Raw genomic sequence first — 21,508 nt, 5'->3', positions numbered from 1 at the left:
TTGGTCTAAGAGGCGCCCATGGGCATGATGGACGATCCGGTATCGCCACTTCGCGGCAACTCCTTCCTGGGCGTGGCGCTAAGGGCCGGGGTGATGGGAATCAGTCTGGCGATTTTCGCTGCGCCGGTCATGGCGCAGAAGAAGCCCCTGGCCCTGCTGGACCAACTGGATCGCGGAAGCTGGGAGCTTCGCGGCCTGGGAAATGCCGGCAAGCTGTGCCTGCGCAGCGGGCAGGAGCTTGTCCAGCTTGAACATCGCGGCGAGGCATGCAGCACCGTGGTCGTCGATGACAAGCCGAACGAAGTGACGGTGCAATATACCTGTCCTGGGCACGGCTATGGCCGCACGCACATTCGCCGGGAAACCAATGCCCTCGTCCAGATCGACAGCCAGGGCATCGCCAATGGCCGGCCGTTCGCCTTCGCGACCGAGGGGCGCCACCTGGGCAACTGCGGCGTCTGACGGTTGTCATCGCGCGCGGGAAAGCCTAGCGCGAAGGCATGCAAGACAATTCTCCCTCCCCAGCGCCGCGGAAGGCGGTTGTTCTCCTTTCCGGCGGTCTTGATTCCATGGTCTCCGGCGGCCTTGCGCGTGAAGCCGGTTTTGAGATCAATGCCCTGACGATCGACTATAATCAGCGTCATCGTCGGGAAATCGATGCGGCCAGGCATATCGCCCGGGAACTTGGCGCGAAGCGCCATGTCATCCTCCCGCTCGACCTTCGCCAGTTCGGCGGATCCGCGCTCACCGATGAAATCGAAGTGCCCAAGGATGGCTTGGAGCCGGGCATTCCGGTTACTTATGTTCCGGCGCGGAACCTGGTGTTTCTTTCGCTGACACTGGCATGGGCAGAGGCAATCGGAGCGTCCGACATTTTCATCGGGGTGAATGCCCTGGACTATTCCGGGTACCCGGATTGCCGGCCCGAGTTTATTGCAGCCTTCGAGAACATTGCCACTCTAGCCACCAAGGACGGAGACGAGGGAACCAAGTTCCAGATCCATGCTCCGCTGCAGTTCATGGGGAAGGCCGATATCGCGCGCGAAGCGGATAGGCTCGGGCTTGAGGCCGGGATGAGCTGGTCGTGCTATGATCCGCAGCCCGACGGTAGCGCCTGCGGTTTGTGCGATAGCTGCCGATTGCGCAAGGCAGGCTTTGCCGAGGCGGGATTGGTGGATACTACGCCCTACGCAGCCTGATCATCCTCTGATTGCGGCAAAAGAAAGCGCCCCGCTCTTCACGAGCGGGGCGCTTTCTTTTTGTCTGCGGCTGGCAGGCGCCAAGCAAAAGAAAAGGGGGCCGGATTGCTCCGACCCCCCAATCTTTACCGTTGCCGGTTCGCTTACATGCCCGAACCCGGACCGTAAGTGATTTCGACGCGACGGTTCTGCAGTTCGCGCACGCCGTCCGCGGTCGGAACGCGCGGTTGCGTTTCGCCGAAGGCCTGGCTGGTGATCGCGCCATCGGGGATACCGTGGCTGGTCAGGTAAGCGCGGACCGAGTCGTTACGACGAGCCGAGAGGCCCATGTTGTACTTCGGCGAGCCCGAACGGTCGGTGTGACCGGCAAGCATGATCGGAACGCTGTTGCAGTTGCCGTAAGCCGTGATCGCGCTGTCGAGAATGGTCGCGGCTTCCGGAGTAACGTCAGCCTTGTCCCAATCGAAGAACACGATGTACGGGCCCTTGTTGCAGACCACCGGCGGCGGCGGCGGCGGGGGCGGCGGGGGAGGCGGGGGCGGCGGCGGCGGCGGCGGCGGCGGCGGAGCAGCCGGTTCGCCGAAGTTGTAAGCCAGCGTCGCCATCAGCGAGTGCGAGCGCCAACGGGTCTTCAGATCGTCACCAGCGGTGGTCACGACCTTGACGTTGTCGACGTTCATGAAGCGGTACTTCAGACCGAGATCGACGTTCCGGCTGAGCGGAGCGCGGATACCGGCGAGAGCCTGCCAGGCGAAACCGGTGTCCGAATCGTCGACATTGTCGAGATCGACACGGCCGACGCCGGCACCACCGCCGACAAAGCCCTGAAGGCCATCGTCAGCGCCGAAGTCGAGCAGGCCGTTGACCATGAACGACAGGTTGCTGGCGTTGCCGGTACCCTTGAGCGGGCCAGCAGCGTCAGTGTACGTGCCGATCTTGGCCTGGCGATAGCTGGCTTCGGTTTCCAGACGGAACCCACCGAAGTCATAGCCGATTACGCCACCGCCATCGAAGCCGGTCTTGAAGTCATAATCGCCGGCATGGCTGACGCCATTGATCTTGGCGCTTGCGTCTTCGACGATCATGCCGCCGAAGTCGAGTTCCAGATACCAAGCGTCGTCGCGCGCGAACGCGGGCGTGGCGATAGCTGTCGAAGCCAGCGCCAGTCCGATGACGAGTTTCCTCATACGTTTCCCCTACTAAGAGATTTGGAGCCACCGAGTGCCGTAAGTGTCTACCCCCACAACAAACTGCGTGCAAGCGCACAATGACGACATGTGTTGCAAGAATGTCGCGTTTTCGGGGCCTTGGCACCGTCTTGTGACTCCGTTCTTCGAAATCGACGGCATCTTGTTCACCCCTGTTGCATTGGCGCCGGTCACGCCGAAGGCAGGATACCCACGGCCCGCAGGGACGCCATCAAGTTGGTGATGGCAGCCCGAGCTTCCCCATCAACGACCGAACCGCCAACCGGTTCCGCGAACACGGAAGCTTTTCTCCAGGAACCGAAAAATAACCTGTCCCCTGCCGCCGAGCGATCGAACACGCGCAAACCATCGCGTGGTGGGATAAAGATCCAATTGCCGCTTGTGCGACAGGCGATCATGCCGTCGCGGCCGAGCCAGTCTCCCGCCGCGCCGCCAGCAACGATCCAGGCCCGGCCGTCTTCCGAATTTTCAGGAGGTGTGGCACTTACGCCCTCGACCGTGCAGTGCAGAAGCATGTCCGCGCGGACCAGCGCTTCATTGACGAACGCCTCTTTATGCGCCTGCCCTGTATAAAGCAGGGGAAGGGCGAAGCGGGGTGTGATGCTGTCGAATACGATGGGATCGGTCATGGCGTTGCCTTGCACCTGGAGGGTCGGAGAAACGTCAGTTCAACGTGAGCAGGGCGAGCGGGGCCGAGATGGCGTACGTGCCCTGCTGGGCCACGCGCAGCCACTCGCCCGGTGCTTGCGTGGCCAATTGCGCACGCAGGGCGGCGGGCAATTCGATCCACGGTTCGCCGGTGGTCCACATCGCGATCGGCGCTCCGGCGGGGCCGAACGTCACGAGGTAGCTTTCCGCCTCCTCGACCAGTGGAACATCCACGCCGTCCTGCCACGGCACCCGACCACGGGCGCGCCGGGCCCATTCGATGCGCCAGGCGTCATCCGTAATCACCGTCAGGCGCGGATGGACCGGAGACAGCGGGCGCAAGGTAAGTCCGGCTAATCTGATCGAAGCCCGCACCCCATCGGGATCGCCGCGCCCGATGGCGACGACGCTGCGCGCGGCGCCGGCTCCAAGCACCGCGGGATCGATGCCGATGGCTCGTCCATCGATCAACACGAATTCCTCGCCTGCGACGTGACCAGCCATTCCGGCTTCCGAACCGCCGCAGCCGCGCAGGAAGCCTTCGAGCATCCACGAACCGCCGCCCAGCGAAGTCGCCCGTGCGAATTGCAGCAGCTCCTCGCCCAAAAGCGCCAGATTGGCGCCTTCGGCCAGTTGGCGCGGGGAAGCGGAGGCAAGCTGTATCGACGGATCGACCAACCTGACGGTTACGCGCGAGGTCCGGTCGAAGATGAGAGCGTTGCCCGATCCGAGAGCCGTGACCGCCGTACCCATCACGCTGCGGGTTCGGCCGCTGGGACCGATCGGCTGCAATTGTCCGTCGCCGCGATCGGCATAGAGCGCGGCCCCGCCCCAGTTGGATTGTATGGAGGAGACGGCCGCGTAAGGCCGCGCCTTGCCAGAAGCACTGCCGGTGGCGGGATCGAAGGGAAGTTCGAATGCGGCAAGAAGCGTTGTCGCCATCGGCAGATCGACCTGCGGATGGGCTTGCCCCGGGTCGCTCGGCAGCGCTGGAATGAGGTCCGAGCTGGACGGCGGAACGCGCTCTGCCGAAATTTCCACGCCGGTATCGCGCCATTCCCATTCGCGCACGCGCCATGTGCCAGCGATGTCGGGGAACCGGACATGTGTGCCGGGCGCAATGGAGGCGTCCAGTTCGGCCGTGCGCCAGGATAGAGTGTCGCGGCCCCAGTCGAGGCGCCTTGCGGTGCGATCCATCAAGGCGCGGGCATCGGCAGCGGCCAGCGCGGCGGGTAACTCGATCATGCGCGGTTGGCCCGGCGCGGGCCGGCCGGTAGCGTACTGGATCCCGGGCAAGTAGTCGCGCGCAGGTTCATAGTGCCGCAGCGCAGCCAAGGGTTGAATGTCGGCGGGTGCGCGATGGCGGGCGAAGCCGGTTGCCACGCCGAATTCGTCGTCGTCGACCGCCGCAGTGGCCTCTCCAAGAGTCACGGGCGATGCCTGCAGGCGGCCTCGCCCGATCACGAGCAGGTCGCCGGCGCAATCGACATCGAGCGGAAGCACTGGATCGAGCATCTGGACGGTGTCCGCCAGTGGCCCGTCGTTCGAGAGGCCGACGAAACCGTCCAGCGGAACCGCCGCATCAATATCCTCGATCACTTCTCCCACCACGGCGGCCAGATCGAAGGTATCGTCGGCAATGACTTCGAATGTCAGCGAAGGGATGCGGTTGTAGAAGTCCGAAAGGTCCAGGTTTTCGAACACGACGTAGGCAAAATCGCGGTAGCCGGGGCAGCGATCGCCATCCGCCGCCAACAGCAAGGGGTCGGCCGCCTGGTCGCTCTGACCGGTATGGATGCGCAGGATCCCTGAGGTCTTCAGGTCCCCCGCCGCCCCGCGCAGCAGCTTGCCGTCCGCCCAGATGCGGCCCAGATCGCGGATCGGCCGGCTGGACAGGGCCACTGCGAAACTGGCGGTATAGCTATAGTTGGTGACGGTTGCGGAGCCCTTACCGCCGCCCAGCACTTCGCTGTGTTCGACAAGGTCGGCCGCCCAGATCATCTGGCCGGCCACACGCATCCGTCCGAAATGGCGAGGGATTGGCTGCCCATAGCTGGAGGTCGTGACATCCAGTTCCTTGAGGCGGGCACCCTGACGGTTGGGCGTGCCGAAGATCGCGGTGTCGAACTGGCTGCCGACCAGCGATCCCACGGCCCCGCCGACCGGCCCGCCCACCATATTTCCGATCGCGCTGAAAACGAGAGTAGCCATGTCGATTCCTCAAGAATGGAGACGCCAGTGCCCAAGGTTCGGCCACTCGGCGGGAAGCGGAGTGCGGGCGACGCGGCGAAGGCCGGCGTGGGCGTGGACGATCGTTCCGGCATCGACGGCGATGGCGAGGTGGTACTGGCACGGACCGGGCCGCAGCAGCAGGATGTCGCCGGCTTCCGGCGGACCGGAAACGGGTTCGAGCCCCAGCGATGCTGCAAGGCGCGCGGCGGCATCAAGGTCGCCGCCCCGCATCCGATAACCGTTCGGCAAGCGCGCCGTCTCCCCCAGCGCCACGGCCAGAACGCCAACGCAGTCGAGGCCGAGGCGGGGATCGCGTCCGTGGAGCACGAACGGCACGTCGACCAGGGCGCTGGCCGCCTGGGCCAGTTCGGTTCCGGTGATGATGCCAGTCATGATCAGGGCGTGGGATAGCTGGTGAGCAGGTCGTTGCCTGGCAGGTACGGTTCGCCGCGAAAGTTCAGGGCATTGCCGAAGCGCGACGCACATGTGTCCAGCATATGGTCGCATCCCTCGCGCAGCCGCGCGCGGGAACCCGCGGGAATATCAACGGCGATCGGCCTATCGACTAGCGCCTCGCCCGCGGCGGTTACCGCAGCGATGGCCATTTCGAATCCCGCCATCGGGCCGTCGATCCAGCGTAGCGTGCCGCCGGTGTGGCGGTCTGCCGCGAGCGGACCGTCGAAGCGGACGGTGTTGGCATCGGCGTCGATGGTTGCTGCCCGCATCTCGCGCGTGAAAGCCTGCGGGTTCAGGTTGCAGCCGGGCCCGCAGAACCCGGCGCGGCAGGTTGGGCTGGTGCGGGGAATCGGATCGCGTTGCAGTTCCGCCTTGCGCGACGTGAGATCGGCGGAGAAGCCATTGTCCTGCGTGCTCACCGTGCCGAGCGTACCGGCATAGAGCAGCTGCGTTTCGCCGCTCTCCCAATCGACCAGTCCGATGCGGACGCCGGCGCCGTCAAACCGGCCGGAGGCGAGATCTTCGGCGGAGACCGCGTCATGGGTAATCGCTCCCTGAACTTCGGCACTGTCCGCCTCCAGCCCGGCGGACTTGCGGATCGACGATGGCACCATGCCGGGCGATGCCTGATGGAGCACCCCTTCGAACCACAGGTCGGCATCATGCGTGGTGAAGCCCAGCGTCACGCCGTCGCGCCGCAGCAGGCGGCAGAAGCTGGCGACGGTTTCGAGGTCGGTAGAGAACCAGGTTCGGGTCATGATGCCTCCCGGATTTCGACGACGGGGACGCTGGGCGCCTCCCCGGCGGCAAAGGCGGCGCCGGCGATCTCAAGGCTGTCCGCCGCGAAGCGCACGGGAACGTCGAATTCGAACCCGGCCCGTACTATGGCGCCGGCGCCGGGCGCGGTCGCGAAGCGGATCACGCCCCATTCGCCCAGCGTCCAGTTGCCGACCTGGATCTTGCCGTCGACGGAGACGAGCAAGCTCGCGAAATCGGGGCGCGTAATGCGCCGGACCTGTTCCGCCGTGCCGGCGTCATAGCGTTTCACCAGATCGAAGTCGGCGCGGATGCCGTCTCCGGTTCCCAGGTCCTGGTCCATCGCGGTGGGGGTGCCCACCATTCCGTTCGAGCTGAAGTCGCTGGGATCGCGCAGGCGGAAACCGCGCGCCGGGCCGCGACGCGCGCGGAAAAAGGCGATCAACGTGCCCAGTTCCGCATCGGAGCGGACGCCCGGCCCGACATCGAAGCGCAGGCGCGCGTTCGACCAAAGGCTGTTACGGCGTTCGAAGCCCGATGCGGTGACCGAGATCGTCGTCGAAAACTCCGGAATCACGGTGGTGTCGCGGCCCAGCGCGATCGGATAGGGCACATCGTCGAAGGCCTGCATGGCATCGGTTCCCAAACTGTCTGATGAAGGAGGCGGCAGGCGCACGAAGCCGTCGCGCGCGATCTGGGGAAGCGCCCAGACCACGATTTCATGCGGCGCGCGGGCCAGAGCCTCGTCGATCCCGGCATCGATCTGCCGCCACCGGTCGGCGCTGCCGGCATCGGTGACGAAGCCCGCCAGATAATCCTGCTCCTCGGGCGGGTAGCCCAGCCGCTGGTCGATCACCCGATAGGCATTGCGCCGCGCCGCGTCGGCCCCGGCGGTGAGCCAGTCGTAGTCCTCCACCTGCAGCCGGTCGAAGGCGGGCACCGCCCAGCCGAGCGGCAGATTGGCGCGGCGCAGTTCCGGCATCGTGGGGTCGAGCAAAGTCGGCGTGAAGACCAGCGCCAGCGCCTCTACCGATCTGCCTCCGGCGGCGGCGCGCACGGCGGCGATCAGGCTGGCGGTCGATTGCGCCAGCAGCGCCCCCGCGGCATCGAGCAGGGCCCTCTGGCCGGCATCCAGCGCCGCGCGCATGTCGGTAATGGCAGGGGGCGAGCCGCCGAAGGCCGTGCGGGCGGCGGCATCGTAAAGGCAGATGCGGCCATCGGGAAAAGTCCACCACCACGGTTCGCCCACCTGAAAGCGCACCGGCGCGGCGGCCGCGATCATCAGGCCGGTCAGCGCGGCGCCCACCGACTTCAGCCATGCCATCGCCGCCGCATGGGCCGGCGAAAGCAGGGTGGAAGGTGGATACCAGCCGGTCAGCGCGGGATTGCCGTTCAGGTCGCGTTGCTTCCAGTCCGCCGGGACATGCTGGTCCAGCGCCTCATAGGAAAGCGAGGCGACCGGGCTGAGCCCATGATCCATGCATGCGGCGAAGAAGGCGCGATGCCAGGCACGGCACGGCGTATTCAGCGGATCGCCCGCCGTCCGTACCAGATAGCCGTCCGCCCCATGCGCGAGCCGGAAATAATGGCTCATGCCGACATAGTGGACCACCGATCCGCGATAGCCGAGCTGGATCACGTTGCGGATCAGCCGCGCGGGCGTCTGCACGCCCTGATCGTCGAAGCCGGTCGCGATGGCGAGCCCGTGCGGCGGCACGATCACATCGCCGATCTCCAGCATCGCGCGCGCGCCATCGGCGCGGATTTCGCTGATTTCGATCCATCCTTCCGCCTCCGCCGCCAGCGGATCGGCACTGCCGTCGTAGCCGGGCGGGGCGAAAGAGATGAACATCCGGTCGATCGCCTTGGGCCATACCGGATCGGCCTGCGAAGGCAGCATGAAGCCGCCATCCAGCGCGGAGAATTTCAAGGTGATCCGCGCATCGTCACCCGCGCCCTGGGCATAGTTCCAGAGGCGCACATACCAGGTGCGCGCATTCCCGGCCTGATCGCGGCCCTCCACCGTCAGCGTGGGGCCGTAGACGTCGCTCAGCGGCAGCACGCCTGAAGAGCGCCAGCGAAAGCTGAGCGAAGTGTGCGAATAGTCGCGGTCGGTCCGGTAGGCGAGCAGCGGGTGATCGTGCCGGTCTTCGCTCTCCCAGATCAGTCCGCCGAGATCGCCCTTGCGCAGGAACGAGGCATCGACGCGCAGCGAATCCGGGCCGGTGGAAATCACCGTCGCCATCATCGGGCGCGGAAAGTTGACGGTCCAGAAGCGCGGGTCGAAGCGCTGGATCCAGTCGCTCGCCTGCCCTTCGCGCTTGGTCGCGAGCCAGAATGCCATGGGAATGTTCCGATCCGAAGGAGGTGGGTCAGCGGATGGCCAGCGCACGGCGTACGGCGCTGGCCACCTGACGTGAGGAGCGCTGGAGCGACTGCGGAACGCTGCTGCCGCGCGGGCTGGTGAGGTTGATGGCAACGCTGACGCTGCGCCCGCCGGAATGGGCGGCGTCGGAACCAGCGATTCCGGTCTCGATCCGTCCGGCGGAAGTCGGCACGAACATTTCCGGCCCGCGTTCTCCGACGACATAGCCGCGCCCGGGCGAGACATTGCCGCCGGTCGCGCGGCCCGGCAGGCCGAGCAGGCTGGAAAACAGGCCCGAAAGACCTGCGGAGGCCCCCGTCGCGGTGCTGTTCCCGCTCAGCGAGGCGAACAGGCCCTGCACCGATTGCGCGGCGATGTCGGACAGCGCGCTCGATGCCACGCGTTTCAGGTCGTCGAAGCCCAGATTGCCGCGCCGGATCGCGCCGGTCAGGCTCTTTTCCAGCGCCTGACCGGCCTGGGTGAAGCCGCCGACGAGATCGCCGTCGATGCTGGCACGCATCGTCGCGATATCGCGTGCGAAGCCATCGGTGCTGGCGCGCACGTCCACCAGCAGGCTGTCGATTTCATCGCTCATGATCGTGCTCCATCAGCTTTTCGAGCGTTTGTCGGTCGATCCCGGCAGTGTTGTTGCCGGCCAGCAGACCCAGCGCGGCGGCGAGTTCGGCCGGGGTGGCGTCCCAGAACTCCTGCGGCCGCCATCCCAGCACGCGCGCGGCGACCGGGCAGAGCGCCAGGGCGGCGCTCGCGAAATCGTCCGTCACGCAGAGCCCTTGAGGATCTGGCCGAGCAGCACGCGCAGCGGCGCGGCGCAGGCGGCAAGGCCTTGCGCCACCACCGCCTCGCCCACGGTCTCGCGCGTCAGCGCTTCGCGGGGGACCAAGCAGTGCCAGAACAGCGCGGCCAGTTCGGCAAGGCGAAGCTGCCCCGCGCCGGCCCGCTCGACGAGGGCAAAAAGCGGGCCGAGTTCCTCCTCGGCGGCGACCAGCGCGGTGAAGCTGGGGCGCAGTACATGCGCGGTGCCGCCGATTTCCAGCAACGCCTCGCCCCGAAGTGGGTTGGGCAGCGGAGTCATGCCGAGGCGACCTTGCCGGAGCTTTCGAGCTGGAGGGTGTAGTTGCGCTCGCCATTGAAATCGCCGGCATAGTCCAACCGCTGAACCAGGAACTTGCCGCGCAGCCTGTCGCCGTCCTCGAAGCTCAGCTCGTAGTCGTCGAGCGTGCCGGCCATGGCATTGGCGCGGATCTTCGCTTCGGCTGTGCTGCCCAGGAAGATCCCGGCGGCGCTGACCGAGACGGAACGCGCACCGCCGCCCGAAAGCAGTTCGCGCCAGCCACCGCTGTCCTTGCTGGTGACGACGACGGTGTCTCCGCTGATCGACATCTGCGTGGTGCGCAGGCCGGCAACGGTCTGATAAGTTGCAGGGGTGGCGCCGTCGCTGATCTTGAGCAGGAAGGCGCTGCCGTTCTGGGCGGGCATGATGTGGCTCCTTTAGTGGGTGCTGGATCGAGGGGGCTTCGACAAGCTCAGCCTGAGCGGGACGCGGGCAGGACCCAATCCCGCCCATCCTGAGCTTGCCGCAGACCTATTCGGCGATGAGGCGGAAGCGGTATTCGAGCAGGATCGCGCGGCGGCTCTCGCCGCGCTGCTCGGCACGGGCGCGCAGGAACTGGGTGGTGACGATCCGAAAGCCGGTCTGATCGCGTGGCAGGGCTTCCACTCTGCCCTCGATCGCGGCGACCAGGTCGGCCGCCGCGTCGGGCGCGTCGCCCCGGCAGTGAAGTTCCAGCGCCACGCGCACCTCGCGGCCGGGTGCGGTCTTGCAACTCCAGTCGGTGCTGGCGCTGGCGGCGATTGCGAGCCAGGGCAGGCTCGTGCGCGACGGGGCTTCCTCCACCACGGCGTTGAGTTCGGCGCCGAGCACGGGATCGGCGGCCAGCCAGCCGACCAGTGCCGCGCGAAGGGCGATTTCCATGGGCTATCCTTTCGCGAAAAGCGGCCAGACCAGTTCGGCCCGGCGCCACCGGTTTTCATCGGCACGCGCGGCGAGGGCCTGCGTTTCGACATGGGCGGTGGCGAGTGCGGCGGCGCGCGTGGTGAGGCGCCGGGCAAGCGCGTCGAAAGCCTTGTCCGCGTCTGCCGCGACCGTCGGCTTGCTCATGCCAGCCGCATCCGTCGCCACGGGCGCCACAGCGCACAGACCGAGGCAGGCGGTAGCGGCGATGCGCCGTCGTTCTCCCGCGCGCGGTGCTGGTGTGCGGCAAGGCGGATCATGCCGTGGCGCAAGGCATCGGGCAGGCCGTCCCAGTCGGAGGAGAGGCCGGCGGTGAAGCGCACGGCAATGCGCGTTGCCCCCGCTGGCGGTTGCATGCGCACGCGTCCGGAGCCGTCGATGCCGAGGTCGACCTCGTACGCGTTGGCAGGCAGCACAACGCGTGTGCCGTCCGGAGCGATGCCGTAAAGCGCGGTGATCGCCTGTACCGGGCGGGTGGAGAGCGTGGTCCAGCCGGGATTGGCGGAGACAATTTCCTCGCGCTCGGCAGCGAAAGGCATCTGGCCGGTGAAAGCCTCGAAGATGTCGAGCGCGCTGGCGAGCAGGGCCGAGAGCGGTGTGTCATCGCGCGGGGTGGATATACCGAGCCACTGCTTGAGCTCGGCAAGCGCCGAGGACGGCAGCGCGGCCGGCGTAAGGATGACCCGGTTCATGGGCTTCTCCGATCAGATTGGAAATGAAGGCAGGGGGCGGCCGGTGAGGGGCGGCACGAAACCGCCCCCTGCGCGAAAGCGGGGCATCGGGGAGAGGAAGGCGGCCCCCCGATGCACATCCGCTCTCGTCAGGCCGAGATCTTGAGCAGCTTGATCGCGTCCGAATCGAGCACTTGCCCGCCGATCCGCTTCGTCGCGTAGAAGTTGACGAAGGGCTTGTTGGTATAGGGATCGCGCAGGATCGAGGTGGTGCTGCGTTCGGCGATCAGATAGCCGGCGCGGAAGTTGCCGAAGGCGATCGGGAAGGCATTGGCGGCGACATCGGGCATGTCCTCCGCCTCGACCACCGGATAGCCCAGCAGACGGTTCGGCTGGCCGTCCATCAGCCCCGGCTGCCAGAGGAACGAACCGTCCGTCGCCTTCAGCTTGCGCACCACGGCCAGCGTCTTCGAATTCATCACCCAGCTCGCGCCCTGGCGGTGGCCGCCCTTCAGCGCGTGGACCAGGTCGATCAGCTTGAGTTCGGGCGCGGTGTCGAAACCGCTGGCATTGCCGGAGACAAGGAACTGCAGAGTGCCGAAAGCGCGGGCGCTGTCGGCGGTGGCGGCGGTAGGTGCGGCCAGGAAGCCTTTGGGCTGGTTGGTGCCGGTGCCGTTGATGAAGGCGGCGCCTTCGGCACGGGCGAATTCCGAGGCGATCTCGTCGGCCAGCCACGATTGGATATCGAACATGGCGTCGTCGAGCATGGCTTGGCTGGCGGAGGGGTTGGCGTAAAGCTCACCGGTGGGCGGCACGATTTCGGCAAGGCTGGGGGTGGCGGTTTCGGGGCGGGTGGCGGTTTCGCTGACCCAGCCCGATGCGGTGCCGCCCACATTGACCAGCTTGCGATACCCCGCCGTGCCGGTCTGGACGACCTGGGCGATGGAACGGATCGGGCTGATCGCCTTCAGGCGGCTGGAAATCAGCGCATCGATCTCACGCGGGACGGCATAGCCGCCGTCCGAGGCGACCATGCCGGACATCGACTTCAGTTCGGTCTCGCGGCCCATGCGCAAGTAACCTTCGACGAAGCCTTTCACTTCGACACTGGCGGCCGGGTTTGCACCTTCGATCAGCGGGCGCGCGGCGGCGCGGCTGACGCGGTCGAGGCGGGACTTCACCTCGTCCACATCGCCGCGCAGTGCATCGACGGCGGCATCGGTGGCGTCCTGGCGGGCGACGAGATCGAACGAGGCATCGAGGGCTTCTACCGGGGGAGTGGATTCCATGGGGCATTCACCTTTCGCTTGGGAGCCGCTGGTTGGGCGGCGGAAATCGTGGAGTGGGGAAGGTTCAGGTAACGAGATGCACCCGCGCGCCGTGCTGCATCGGGTGGGTGACAAGGCTGACTTCGAAGAGTTCGACGTCGAGCAACTCGCGCCCTTCCACGCCGGTGCGGCTGGAGATCGCGCGGTAGCCGAACGACAAGCCGGTCACGCTGCCGCGCTTGAGGGCGAGGCCGGCGGCGCCGTCCGGATTGTCGATCCACGCAACGACGCGCAGGCCGCGGGCGTCCTCGGCGGCGGTCTCGACCCAGCCGACGCGCAGGTCCGGCTGGTGCTGCCAGTAGAGCGGCAGCGGGTCGCGCCGCTGCGCCAGCGTGCGGGCAAAGGCGCCGGGGCGGATGGTGTCCCGTCCGGAATCGCGCCGGTCGAACAGCGCGGCGTAACCGGCGAAGCGAAGTGGGGCCTGGCCCCGCTCATCCTGAGCTTGCCGAAGGATCAACGGAGCAATTCCGTGGTGCCGCAGCGCACGGCAAGGCCCAGCAGCAGCGCGGCGAGCAGCGCGCGAACGAACCAGCCGATGGCGGCGGCCCGGGCGCTCGCCTTGGCATCGCGCCAGGCCTGCAGCAGCTCGCGCAGTTCGGAGAGGTCATTGGGCGCGGTGGCATCGTCGAGCCCGATGCGCGTCAGCATCCGCCGCGCGCCGACTTCGCTCGCTTCCTCGACGATGGCGCGCAGCGTCACCAGTTCGCTGCCTTCGGAGGCCGCCTGTGCCAGCAGACCGGCAAGCATGTCCTGTTGGTTCATGATTTGTTCTCCAATTCCTTTGCGGCAGGCGTGCGTTCGGGCAGGCCGAGCAGCGCGCGCTTCTCGTCGGCGTCGAGGAAATCGGCGGCGTTGACTTGCGCCCAGAGCCGCTCGCGATCTTCCGAAAGCGCGGGCACGCGGTCGAGATCGATGGCGAGGCAGGCCTCGGGGAACCACGGGGCCAGCCCCTCGCAAAGCGCCGCGAAGATCTTCGACGCCAGCGGCAGCAGCGTCAGCCGCCAGAGCGCGCGGTTGGCCTCGCGGTAATTGGCGTAAGTGGCGTCGCCCGGCAGGCCGAGCAGCATCGGCGGCACCCCGAAAGCCAGCGCCACGTCACGAGCGGCGGCGGCCTTGAGCGTCGCGAAGTCCATGTCCGCCGGGGTCAGCGCGATGGCCTGCCACTTGAGCCCGCCCTCCAGCAGCATCGGCCGCCCGGCATTATGCGACCCAGCATAGGCGTGGGTCAGTTCGGTCCGCAGCCGGTCGAACTGTTCGGTGGTCAGCGTGTTGCCGCCCTCCGCCTCATAGACAAGCGCGCCGGAGGGGCGGGCGGCGTTTTCCAGAAGCTGGCGGTTCCACTGCGCGGCGGCATTGTGCGTGGCGATCGCTTCGTCGGCAGCGGCAAGGCAGCCGGCGCCATAGTGATCGTCCGCCGGGTGGAAGTGGCGGATGTGGATCACGTTGGGCGAGGCGTCCTCGTCCAGCAGCGGGATCGCGAGCCGGCGCCCGGCCACATCATAGACATAGGCGGAAGGCCAGCCGTCCTCGCCTGCGACGATGGTCACACGCTCGGGCCGCAGCGCGAAGAGTTCGACCGGCCGGCCCCGCGCGTCCTTCATCACTTGCACATAGGCATTGCCGTGGAGCAGCAGGTGGCAGGCCAGCGTTTCCAGCAGCGACTGCCCGCCGCTGGTCTCGCCGATAAGCGCGGCCAATTTCGGATCGGCAGCTTTGAGAGGCGCGCCCGCAATCCCTTCGGCCACCAGGCGCACCGCGCGCTGGGCCACGGGGTTTTCGAGATAGGCCCGGCGCACGGCCGTGGCGTACTCGAAGGGGGCACGCCCGCCGCCGCTGTCGGCGAAGAACCATGGCGAAGCCGGCCCTCGCGCCAGAGGCACGCGGGCACTCTCGCCCTTGAAGGCGGCGACGAGCGTATCGATGAAGGACACGTGGGGTTCCTTTCAATGAGGGATCTGAAGGGGCGCACGCGGAGACCCGGAGAGCGAAGTGGGAATCGCGCAAAGGCGCAAAGGCGCAAAGATCTCGTGTTTGCGGCGAAGCCGCCTTTATCTTTCGGGCGCGCGCTTGCGGTGGCATTCGTAAGTAGTGGATGCCTGCGACACAGCATCTTTGCGCCTTTGTGCCTTTGCGCGATTCCTGCTTTTCCTAATTTCTTCTCCGCGTGAACCGCGTTTCACGGCAAGCGAACACGCGGATCCGAAGCCTTGCCGAGCATGAGTTCGGTCAAGGCCCAGACCAGCGCATCGGCCCGGTCGGGCGAGCGCCCCGGTCCCTGATAGGAACCGCCGGCGATCAGCCCGCACATCTCGTCCTCCAGCGCCGGAAACAGTCCGGCATGGCGCACGCGGCCAGCTTCGTAGAGTGCGGCGACGGGTTCGGCGCGCGCGACTTTGCCCCGGCTGGCGTGGACCAGCCGCAGCGGCAGCGAAATTTCCGCCGCGCGCAGGACCGAGGCAACCATGGCACCGCCCTGATTGGCCTCGGCCACGACGCGGTCGGCGGACCACGCCTCGGCCGCTTGCGCGACGGCGCGGGCCCAGCGTTCGGGGCCGGCCTTTTCGACCGAGGCGTCCGCCAGCACATGCGCGGTCCCTTCCGGCGAGAGCCCGACCACCACGATCCCGCAGGCATCGCCGCCTGCCGAAGCGGGCGGATCGACGCCGACGACCACGCGGCGGCATTCCGGCGGAGCCGGTTCGCGGCACTGTTCCAGCAAGGCGCGCGTCCACAGCGCGCCCTCGATATCGGCGATCAGTTCGCCGTCGATCTCCTGCCGGCCGAGCAGGCTGCGGCCGAAATTCCGGCGCATTGCCGATAGGAACCGCGCGGGCAGGTTGGCGGCATTGTCGAAAGTGCTGCCCCGCGTAACCACGACTTCGCCCGAGGCGGCATCGGCCATCAGCCGCATGACCAGCGGCACGCTGCGCGGCGTGGTGGTGGCGACCACGCGCGGATCGCTGCCGAGGCGCAGGCCCATCAGCAGGTTGTCCCAACTCGACGTGGCACGGCCGGCGGCATTGTCCCACTTGGCGATTTCGTCGCACCAGGCGTGGCTGTGCTGCGGGCCGCGCAGCGATTCCGGTTCTGCCGCCGAATAGAGCGTGGCCTGCGCACCATTAGGCCATGTCAGCCGCCGCAGCGAGGGTTCGAACACCGGCCGCCGCCACGGCGCGCCGACCGAGAGCAAACCGCTCTCGCCCTCGACCATGACCGCGCGCGCCTCGCCCAGATTGGCGGCGACAAGCGCGATGCGCGCGCCGGGATTCTCCTCCGCTACCAGCCGGGCCCATTCGGCCCCGCAGCGCGTCTTGCCGAAACCGCGCCCGGCCATGACCAGCCAGACCCGCCAGTCCCCCGCAGGGGCAAGCTGCGAGGGACGTGCGCGGATCGCCCAGTCCCAGCGCCATTCGCGGCGCTCGGTCCGGCCCAGTCCGGCCATGAAGGCCTCGATCTCCCCGCTTTCGGCTTCGGGCAGCCATTCCAGCGGATCGGCCTCAGTCATCGCCCATGCTTTCTTCGCGCATGCTTTCCTCGCCCGCGCTTTCTTCGGTCGCGCGGCGGGCGAGTACGTGTTCGCGCAGTTGCGCGATCTTGGCCTGAATCGAGGCGCGCACCGCGCCGATATCCTCATCCTCGCGCATCGCCCTCTCGCGCGCCACGGTCTCGCGGTGGAGACCCAGCAGGCGCAGGGCATTGGCATTGTCGAACTTCATCTCCCCATCCTTGCTTTCGCCGAAGCGCAGGCGTTGGAGCAGTTCCATTTCGAGGTTCTCGTATCCCTCCAGCAGCGCGCCGCGCCATTCGCGGGCGAATTCGGGTTCGTTGTGACGCACCTTGTAGGGGCGGCTGATATGAACGCCCGCCGCCGCGGCAGCGGCGCTGACGTTCGAGGTTTCGGCCAGCGCGGCGAGAAATTCGGCGCGCCAATGGCGGTTGGACTTGTCCTCGCCCTTGGCGAGATCGGCATTGATCTTCGTCCAGCGCGTGCCAGAGGCAGCACCGGCCGAAGCGCGCTTCGGCTCGACCATGCGGAAAATCCTGTTGTTATGAAGGGCTGCGAAAGAGCCGCCGGGGCGACTCGGTATTTCGCGATGTTCCTGATATGTACCCAATCGGCGTGACGCTGTCAATAAGAAATAACCAAATAGGTTACAGGCTTGCCGCGAGCCGGCCTCGCCCCTAAGCACGCGACCGGGATTCAAAGCGGTTTCCGATCTGACTGCGTCGGAAAAACCGCTCCAGGTTTTTGTTGTTCGCGTTTTCCGAGTCATCAGGCGAAATTCACCTGATTAGAAAACGCTTTATCGCGGAGAATGGGATGCTGCGCCGCCTTTACGACTGGACCATGGCCAAGGCGTCGCACCGCCACGCGGGATGGTGGCTGGCGCTGTTCGCCTTCATGGAAGCCAGTTTCTTCCCGGTGCCGCCGCATCCGCTGCTGGGCCTGATGTGCCTGGCCGAACCGAAGAAGGCGATTCGCTACGCCGTGATCGCCACGCTCGCTTCGGTAACGGGCGGCTTGCTCGGCTACGCCATCGGCCACTTCGCCTATGCCGCTTTCGGCGAAGCGCTGCTGCGCGCGCTGCATCTGGCGGACAGCTTCCCGAAGGCCGCCTGCTATCTGCGCGAATACGGCGCGGAGATCATCATCGTGAAGGGCGCGACGCCGATCCCCTTCAAGCTCCTGACGATCACCGCCGGCTTCATCGGCATGAACATCTTCGTGTTCCTGGGCGCCTCGATCATTTCGCGCTCGATCAGCTTCCTGATCGTGGGCGTGCTGTTCCGCCTGTTCGGGGCGCCGATCAAGGCAGTGATCGACAAGCATCTGGGCAAAGTGACGGTGGCCTTCGTGGTGGCGGTGCTGGCCGGGTTCCTGGCGGTTTCGTTCCTCAGCGGCGGGGGCAAGCAGACCAACCAGAAGTGCGACATGATCGCCGCCACGAACAAGGCGTGACCCCGCTTATCGGGTCGCTGCCACTCGGCTAACCTCGCGCGAAACAAGGCTTGCGCGAGGGAGAGACGCCGTGACCGATCCTGCATCCGTGGATTCCCGGTTGGCCGAACTGGTCGACCGGCATGACATCCATCAGGTCATGCTGCGCTATGCACGGGGGCTGGACCGGCTGGACAATGCGCTCGCCCGATCCTGCTATTGGGACGATGCGATCGAGGATCACGGCCACTTCGTCGGCACGCCGGGCGATTTCATCCCCTGGGCCGACGGCACCACGCTGCGCTTCGAAGCGACGCAGCATGCGATCCTCAACCATGTCTGCGACCTGCAGGGGGAAGAGGCGTTTTGCGAAACTTATTACCATTTCTCCGGTGTCGCGGCTGAAGGCCCGCATTTCATGTCGACCGGGCGCTATGTCGATCACTTCCAGAAGCGCGGCGGCGAATGGCGGATCGCCAACCGGGTTACCATCGTGGAGGGCGTCTACGACGTTCCGCGCGTCGCTCTCGCGCCCGATCCGGCCAGCGCCTACACGGCGGATCAGCCGTGTCAGGCCAGCCGCGATCGCAGTGACGTCAGCTATCATCGCCCACCGGTGCCACGGCGGCCCGGCTGATTTTGGGACCGGCCGCCAAACCTTTGCGATCATGGGGACTTCAAAGTGTCTCGTTTTGCACTGATACTCCTTACGGCAGCCATCAGCCGTGAGGAGTCATCATGTCGAAGATCGCCGTTGTCGTCGGAAGCCTGCGGGCCGAATCCTTCAATCGCCAGTTTGCCGAGGCGCTGATCCGCCTGCCGGCGGGATCGGGCCACGAATTCACTTTTGCCGATATCGGCTCGCTGCCGCTCTACGATCAGGATGACGATGGCGATCAGGCGGAATCGGTCAAGGCGCTGAAGGCACTGATCAAGGGTTCGGACGGGGTGATCTTCGTGACGCCGGAATATAACCGCTCGATCCCCGGCGTGCTGAAGAACGCCATCGACAACGCCTCGCGCCCCTATGGCCAGAGCGCCTGGGCCGGCAAGCCGGCGGGCGTGATCGGCGTCTCGATCGGTGCCATCGGCACCGCGCTGTCGCAACAGCACTTGCGCAATGTGCTGGCTTACCTCGACATGCCGACACTCGGCGCGCCGGAGGCGTTTATCCAGTGGAAGGACGGTCTGATCAACGTCGATGGCACTATCGGCGAGCAGTCTGCCGGATTTGTCGGCGGCTGGCTGGAGGGCTTCCTTCAGCTGGTAGACCGCCACAAGGACTGAGCCTGTTTGGAAAATGCCCCGTGGGGCATTTTCGAATGCGGCACCGGCCCATCAGCCTGTTCTACTGCGCCGCGATTTGCCTGCGGCGCAGTTCCGCCTCCGAAAGCGCGGTGCGGAATATCGGCTGCATCGCCGCATAGCCCGCCGCGTTGGGGTGGACGCCATCGACGAACATGTCCTCCCGGATCGACCCGTCAGGGCGGACCAGCGCGGCGTGGTAGTCGGCCAGGATAAGCCCCTGCTGCCGGGCGATCTGTCGCAGGCGGGCGTTGACGCGGTCGATGGCGGGGGTGGGATCGGTTTCGAACAGGCGGCCGAAGCCCTTTGAGGGCGGCAGCGTGCCGAGGATCAGCACGGCGCCGTGCTGCCGCGCCTGTTCGGCCATCGCGCGCACATTGCCGTCGATCTGGTCCAGCGTGACCGGGCCGGTCAACCCGAACGCGTCGTTGCTGCCGAGCATCAGGTGGATGATGCGCGGGCTGAGGTCCAGCGCGTCCTGCCGGAAGCGGAGCAGGATCTGGCTGCTGGTCTGGCCGCCGATGCCGCGATTGACCACTTGGGTGCCGAGCGTCGGCCAGCCCATCGTGATCGAATCCCCGATCATCACCACTTCGGGATGCAGCCCCTCGCGGCGTAGCGCGGCGTTGCTGGTGCGGTAGAAGCACAGGCCGCCCCAGTCGTCGAAGTCGCTGCCGGTCACCGAGCGGCCGGCGGGGGTGCAGGGCGTGTCCGTCAGCCCGACAAGGCGCGCGCGGCGCTGGTTCTGCCAGAGGCTGTGGCCGACGAGGACCAGCCCGGCAAGGAAAAGCCCGAGCACGAGGATGCGAAGCCGCACCACCATGCCCGGGCCTTTGCCTGGATCGCTCAAGAGCAGGTTAGCCGAGGATGCCGGCCGTCTTGCCCGCGCGCGTGAACATGCCGATGATCTGCTGGACCTGCTCGGCCGAATGTTCGGCGCAGAGCGAGCAGCGCAGCAGCGTCATGTTGGCGGGGGTTGCCGGCGGACGCGCAAGGTTCACGTAGAGGCCTTCGTGCAGCAGCGCTTCCCACATCATCGCACCGCGTTCGAGGTCGGGCATGATCACCGCAATGATCGCGCTCTGCGGCTCCTCGGTGCCGAGCTGGAAGCCGGCATCGGTCAGGCCCTTGTGCAGAACCTTGGAGTTTTCCCAAAGGTGCGCGCGCTTGTCGGCGGCGTGCATCAGCTTGCGCACCGAAGTCGCGGCGGTGGCGACGACGCTGGGCGGCAGGCTGGCGGTGAAGACGTAGGGGCGGCAGACCAGGCGCATGATCTCGAACTTCGGGTGGTTCGAAACGCAGAAGCCTCCGACGGTGCCGACCGACTTGGAGAACGTGCCGATCACGAAGTCCACATCGTCAAGGCAGCCCTGATCCTCGGCCACGCCGCGCCCGTTGGGGCCGATGAAGCCCATCGAGTGCGCTTCGTCCACCAGCACCATCGCGCCGTACTTCTTGGCGACGGCGATCATCTCCTTGAGCGGGGCGATATCGCCCAGCATGGAGTAGACGCCTTCCAGCACGACCAGCTTGCCCGCGCCCTCAGGGATGCGGCGCAGGCGCTTTTCCATCGCCTCGATATCGTTGTGCTTGAACGGCACGACTTCGGCGTCGCCCATCTTGCAGCCGTCCCAGATCGAGGCGTGGCTATCGATGTCGAGGACGATGTAATCACCCTTGCCAGCGATGGTCGAAATGATGCCGAGGTTGGCTTGGTAGCCGGTCGAGAACACCATGGCGTGCTTCATGTCGTAGAAGTCGCAAAGCGCTTTCTCGACAGCCTTGTGTCCGGCGTAAGTTCCGTTGAGGACTCGGCTGCCGGTGGTGCCCGAACCGAAGTCGTCCAGCGCCTGCTTGCCGGCCGCGATCACGTCCGGATCGAAGGTCATGCCCATGTAGTTGTAGGTGCCGAGCAGGATCGTCTCGCGCCCGTTGCACAGGGCGACGGTGGGCGAGATCACCTTTTCCATGACGAGGCCGAACGGATCGGTGACGCCGGTGGAGAGCAGGCCCTGGCGCATCTCGATCAGGGGATCGAACTTGCTGAACAGGTCGGTTGCACCTTGCGTCTCGTTGTCGCTGAGCATGTCGGTCATCGTCGAATCCTTCAGCCCTGCAGCTTGACCACGGCGTCGACGAGCTGGCCGTAGTTCTCGATCTCGGCCTGCTGGTTCATCGAGATGATGATGTCGAACCCGTCCTCGATCTCGGCCACGAAGTCCATGACGGTCAGGCTGTCGAACTCCAGATCGTCGGTGAAGCGGGTCGCGTCGGTAATCTCGATGCCCTTCTTGTTGAAGGGTTCGATCAGCGCGGCGATGCGGGCCGAGGTCTCTGCGCGGTCCATGGTCATTTCAACTCCGGTAATT

General features: G+C 66.4%; 27 protein-coding genes. 5 read left to right on the top strand and 22 right to left on the bottom strand.

Going from position 1 to position 21,508, the window contains the following annotated elements; genetic code table 11:
- Window positions 1–18 precede the first annotated feature (18 nt).
- A complete protein-coding gene (locus ACZ1JV_RS26270; RefSeq protein WP_465151175.1) occupies window positions 19–462 on the top strand; it encodes a hypothetical protein in 444 nt (147 codons plus the stop codon).
- 38 nt (window positions 463–500) lie between these two features.
- Window positions 501–1,199 carry a 7-cyano-7-deazaguanine synthase QueC gene (queC, locus tag ACZ1JV_RS26265; RefSeq protein WP_465151174.1) on the top strand — a complete coding sequence of 233 codons (699 nt, stop codon included), beginning with the start codon at window positions 501–503 and terminating at the stop codon, window positions 1,197–1,199.
- A 143-nt stretch (window positions 1,200–1,342) separates the two neighbouring features.
- Here queC and ACZ1JV_RS26260 read toward each other — a convergent pair whose 3' ends face one another.
- From ACZ1JV_RS26260 to ACZ1JV_RS26170, 19 genes are all read right to left on the bottom strand, one after another.
- Window positions 1,343–2,386 (bottom strand): OmpA family protein, encoded by a 1,044-nt coding sequence (locus tag ACZ1JV_RS26260; protein ID WP_465136902.1) that lies wholly within the window; start codon window positions 2,384–2,386, stop codon window positions 1,343–1,345.
- A 191-nt stretch (window positions 2,387–2,577) separates the two neighbouring features.
- Window positions 2,578–3,036 carry a DUF2793 domain-containing protein gene (locus tag ACZ1JV_RS26255; protein WP_465151173.1) on the bottom strand — a complete coding sequence of 153 codons (459 nt, stop codon included), beginning with the start codon at window positions 3,034–3,036 and terminating at the stop codon, window positions 2,578–2,580.
- 34 nt (window positions 3,037–3,070) lie between these two features.
- Window positions 3,071–5,266, bottom strand: coding sequence for a GTA baseplate fiber-binding domain-containing protein (locus ACZ1JV_RS26250; protein WP_465151172.1), 2,196 nt, complete (start codon window positions 5,264–5,266; stop codon window positions 3,071–3,073).
- Window positions 5,267–5,275: 9 nt separating this feature from the next.
- A complete protein-coding gene (locus tag ACZ1JV_RS26245) occupies window positions 5,276–5,680 on the bottom strand; it encodes a hypothetical protein (RefSeq protein WP_465151171.1) in 405 nt (134 codons plus the stop codon).
- A gap of 2 nt (window positions 5,681–5,682) precedes the next feature.
- The gene (locus ACZ1JV_RS26240) at window positions 5,683–6,501 is read right to left on the bottom strand and encodes a DUF2163 domain-containing protein (protein WP_465151170.1); all 819 of its coding nucleotides are present in this window, start codon (window positions 6,499–6,501) and stop codon (window positions 5,683–5,685) included.
- Window positions 6,498–8,843, bottom strand: coding sequence for a phage distal tail protein, Rcc01695 family (locus ACZ1JV_RS26235; RefSeq protein WP_465151169.1), 2,346 nt, complete (start codon window positions 8,841–8,843; stop codon window positions 6,498–6,500). The genes ACZ1JV_RS26240 and ACZ1JV_RS26235 overlap by 4 nt, the downstream gene beginning before the upstream one ends.
- Before the next feature lie 28 nt (window positions 8,844–8,871).
- Entirely contained in the window at window positions 8,872–9,459 is a 588-nt protein-coding gene (locus ACZ1JV_RS26230; RefSeq protein WP_465151168.1) for a tail tape measure protein, read from the bottom strand.
- Window positions 9,449–9,646 carry a phage tail assembly chaperone gene (locus ACZ1JV_RS26225; protein ID WP_465151167.1) on the bottom strand — a complete coding sequence of 66 codons (198 nt, stop codon included), beginning with the start codon at window positions 9,644–9,646 and terminating at the stop codon, window positions 9,449–9,451. The genes ACZ1JV_RS26230 and ACZ1JV_RS26225 overlap by 11 nt, the downstream gene beginning before the upstream one ends.
- On the bottom strand, window positions 9,643–9,957 hold the full coding sequence (locus ACZ1JV_RS26220) for a gene transfer agent family protein (RefSeq protein WP_465151166.1): 315 nt from the start codon (window positions 9,955–9,957) through the stop codon (window positions 9,643–9,645). Before ACZ1JV_RS26220 ends, ACZ1JV_RS26225 begins: the two co-directional genes overlap by 4 nt.
- Entirely contained in the window at window positions 9,954–10,361 is a 408-nt protein-coding gene (locus tag ACZ1JV_RS26215) for a phage major tail protein, TP901-1 family (RefSeq protein ID WP_465151165.1), read from the bottom strand. Before ACZ1JV_RS26215 ends, ACZ1JV_RS26220 begins: the two co-directional genes overlap by 4 nt.
- A gap of 106 nt (window positions 10,362–10,467) precedes the next feature.
- A complete protein-coding gene (locus tag ACZ1JV_RS26210; RefSeq protein ID WP_465151164.1) occupies window positions 10,468–10,857 on the bottom strand; it encodes a DUF3168 domain-containing protein in 390 nt (129 codons plus the stop codon).
- Between the two features lie 3 nt (window positions 10,858–10,860).
- Window positions 10,861–11,043, bottom strand: coding sequence for a hypothetical protein (locus tag ACZ1JV_RS26205; RefSeq protein ID WP_465151163.1), 183 nt, complete (start codon window positions 11,041–11,043; stop codon window positions 10,861–10,863).
- On the bottom strand, window positions 11,040–11,588 hold the full coding sequence (locus tag ACZ1JV_RS26200) for a head-tail connector protein (protein WP_465151162.1): 549 nt from the start codon (window positions 11,586–11,588) through the stop codon (window positions 11,040–11,042). Before ACZ1JV_RS26200 ends, ACZ1JV_RS26205 begins: the two co-directional genes overlap by 4 nt.
- Before the next feature lie 128 nt (window positions 11,589–11,716).
- A complete protein-coding gene (locus ACZ1JV_RS26195; protein WP_465151161.1) occupies window positions 11,717–12,856 on the bottom strand; it encodes a phage major capsid protein in 1,140 nt (379 codons plus the stop codon).
- Window positions 12,857–12,920: 64 nt separating this feature from the next.
- Window positions 12,921–13,352, bottom strand: coding sequence for an HK97 family phage prohead protease (locus tag ACZ1JV_RS26190; RefSeq protein WP_465136916.1), 432 nt, complete (start codon window positions 13,350–13,352; stop codon window positions 12,921–12,923).
- A complete protein-coding gene (locus tag ACZ1JV_RS26185; RefSeq protein WP_465151160.1) occupies window positions 13,349–13,657 on the bottom strand; it encodes a DUF6127 family protein in 309 nt (102 codons plus the stop codon). Before ACZ1JV_RS26185 ends, ACZ1JV_RS26190 begins: the two co-directional genes overlap by 4 nt.
- On the bottom strand, window positions 13,654–14,826 hold the full coding sequence (locus tag ACZ1JV_RS26180) for a phage portal protein (protein ID WP_465151159.1): 1,173 nt from the start codon (window positions 14,824–14,826) through the stop codon (window positions 13,654–13,656). Before ACZ1JV_RS26180 ends, ACZ1JV_RS26185 begins: the two co-directional genes overlap by 4 nt.
- Window positions 14,827–15,071: 245 nt before the next feature.
- The gene (locus tag ACZ1JV_RS26175; protein WP_465151158.1) at window positions 15,072–16,400 is read right to left on the bottom strand and encodes a DNA-packaging protein; all 1,329 of its coding nucleotides are present in this window, start codon (window positions 16,398–16,400) and stop codon (window positions 15,072–15,074) included.
- Window positions 16,393–16,926 (bottom strand): hypothetical protein, encoded by a 534-nt coding sequence (locus ACZ1JV_RS26170; RefSeq protein WP_465151157.1) that lies wholly within the window; start codon window positions 16,924–16,926, stop codon window positions 16,393–16,395. Before ACZ1JV_RS26170 ends, ACZ1JV_RS26175 begins: the two co-directional genes overlap by 8 nt.
- 290 nt (window positions 16,927–17,216) lie before the next feature.
- Here ACZ1JV_RS26170 and ACZ1JV_RS26165 point away from each other — a divergent pair, with 290 nt between their 5' ends.
- From ACZ1JV_RS26165 to ACZ1JV_RS26155, 3 genes are all read left to right on the top strand, one after another.
- Entirely contained in the window at window positions 17,217–17,855 is a 639-nt protein-coding gene (locus tag ACZ1JV_RS26165) for a YqaA family protein (protein WP_465136921.1), read from the top strand.
- 70 nt (window positions 17,856–17,925) lie between these two features.
- Window positions 17,926–18,471: a nuclear transport factor 2 family protein gene (locus ACZ1JV_RS26160; protein WP_465151156.1), complete on the top strand. Its 546-nt coding sequence runs from the start codon at window positions 17,926–17,928 to the stop codon at window positions 18,469–18,471.
- Between the two features lie 101 nt (window positions 18,472–18,572).
- On the top strand, window positions 18,573–19,121 hold the full coding sequence (locus ACZ1JV_RS26155; RefSeq protein ID WP_465151155.1) for an NADPH-dependent FMN reductase: 549 nt from the start codon (window positions 18,573–18,575) through the stop codon (window positions 19,119–19,121).
- A 61-nt stretch (window positions 19,122–19,182) separates the two neighbouring features.
- Here ACZ1JV_RS26155 and ACZ1JV_RS26150 read toward each other — a convergent pair whose 3' ends face one another.
- From ACZ1JV_RS26150 to ACZ1JV_RS26140, 3 genes are read right to left on the bottom strand one after another with little or no spacing between them, the layout of a single operon-like run.
- Complete coding sequence (locus ACZ1JV_RS26150) at window positions 19,183–19,962, bottom strand: GDSL-type esterase/lipase family protein (protein ID WP_465151154.1); 780 nt, start codon at window positions 19,960–19,962, stop codon at window positions 19,183–19,185.
- Window positions 19,963–19,996: 34 nt separating this feature from the next.
- The gene (spt, locus tag ACZ1JV_RS26145) at window positions 19,997–21,235 is read right to left on the bottom strand and encodes a serine palmitoyltransferase (RefSeq protein ID WP_465151153.1); all 1,239 of its coding nucleotides are present in this window, start codon (window positions 21,233–21,235) and stop codon (window positions 19,997–19,999) included.
- Window positions 21,236–21,246: 11 nt separating this feature from the next.
- Window positions 21,247–21,486, bottom strand: coding sequence for an acyl carrier protein (locus ACZ1JV_RS26140; protein ID WP_142636232.1), 240 nt, complete (start codon window positions 21,484–21,486; stop codon window positions 21,247–21,249).
- Window positions 21,487–21,508: the final 22 nt, after the last annotated feature.

This window comes from Novosphingobium sp. BL-S-19 (assembly GCF_055521675.1).
Note: the sequence above shows the minus strand (reverse complement) of the source record. Positions and strands in the feature narration are given on the sequence as shown.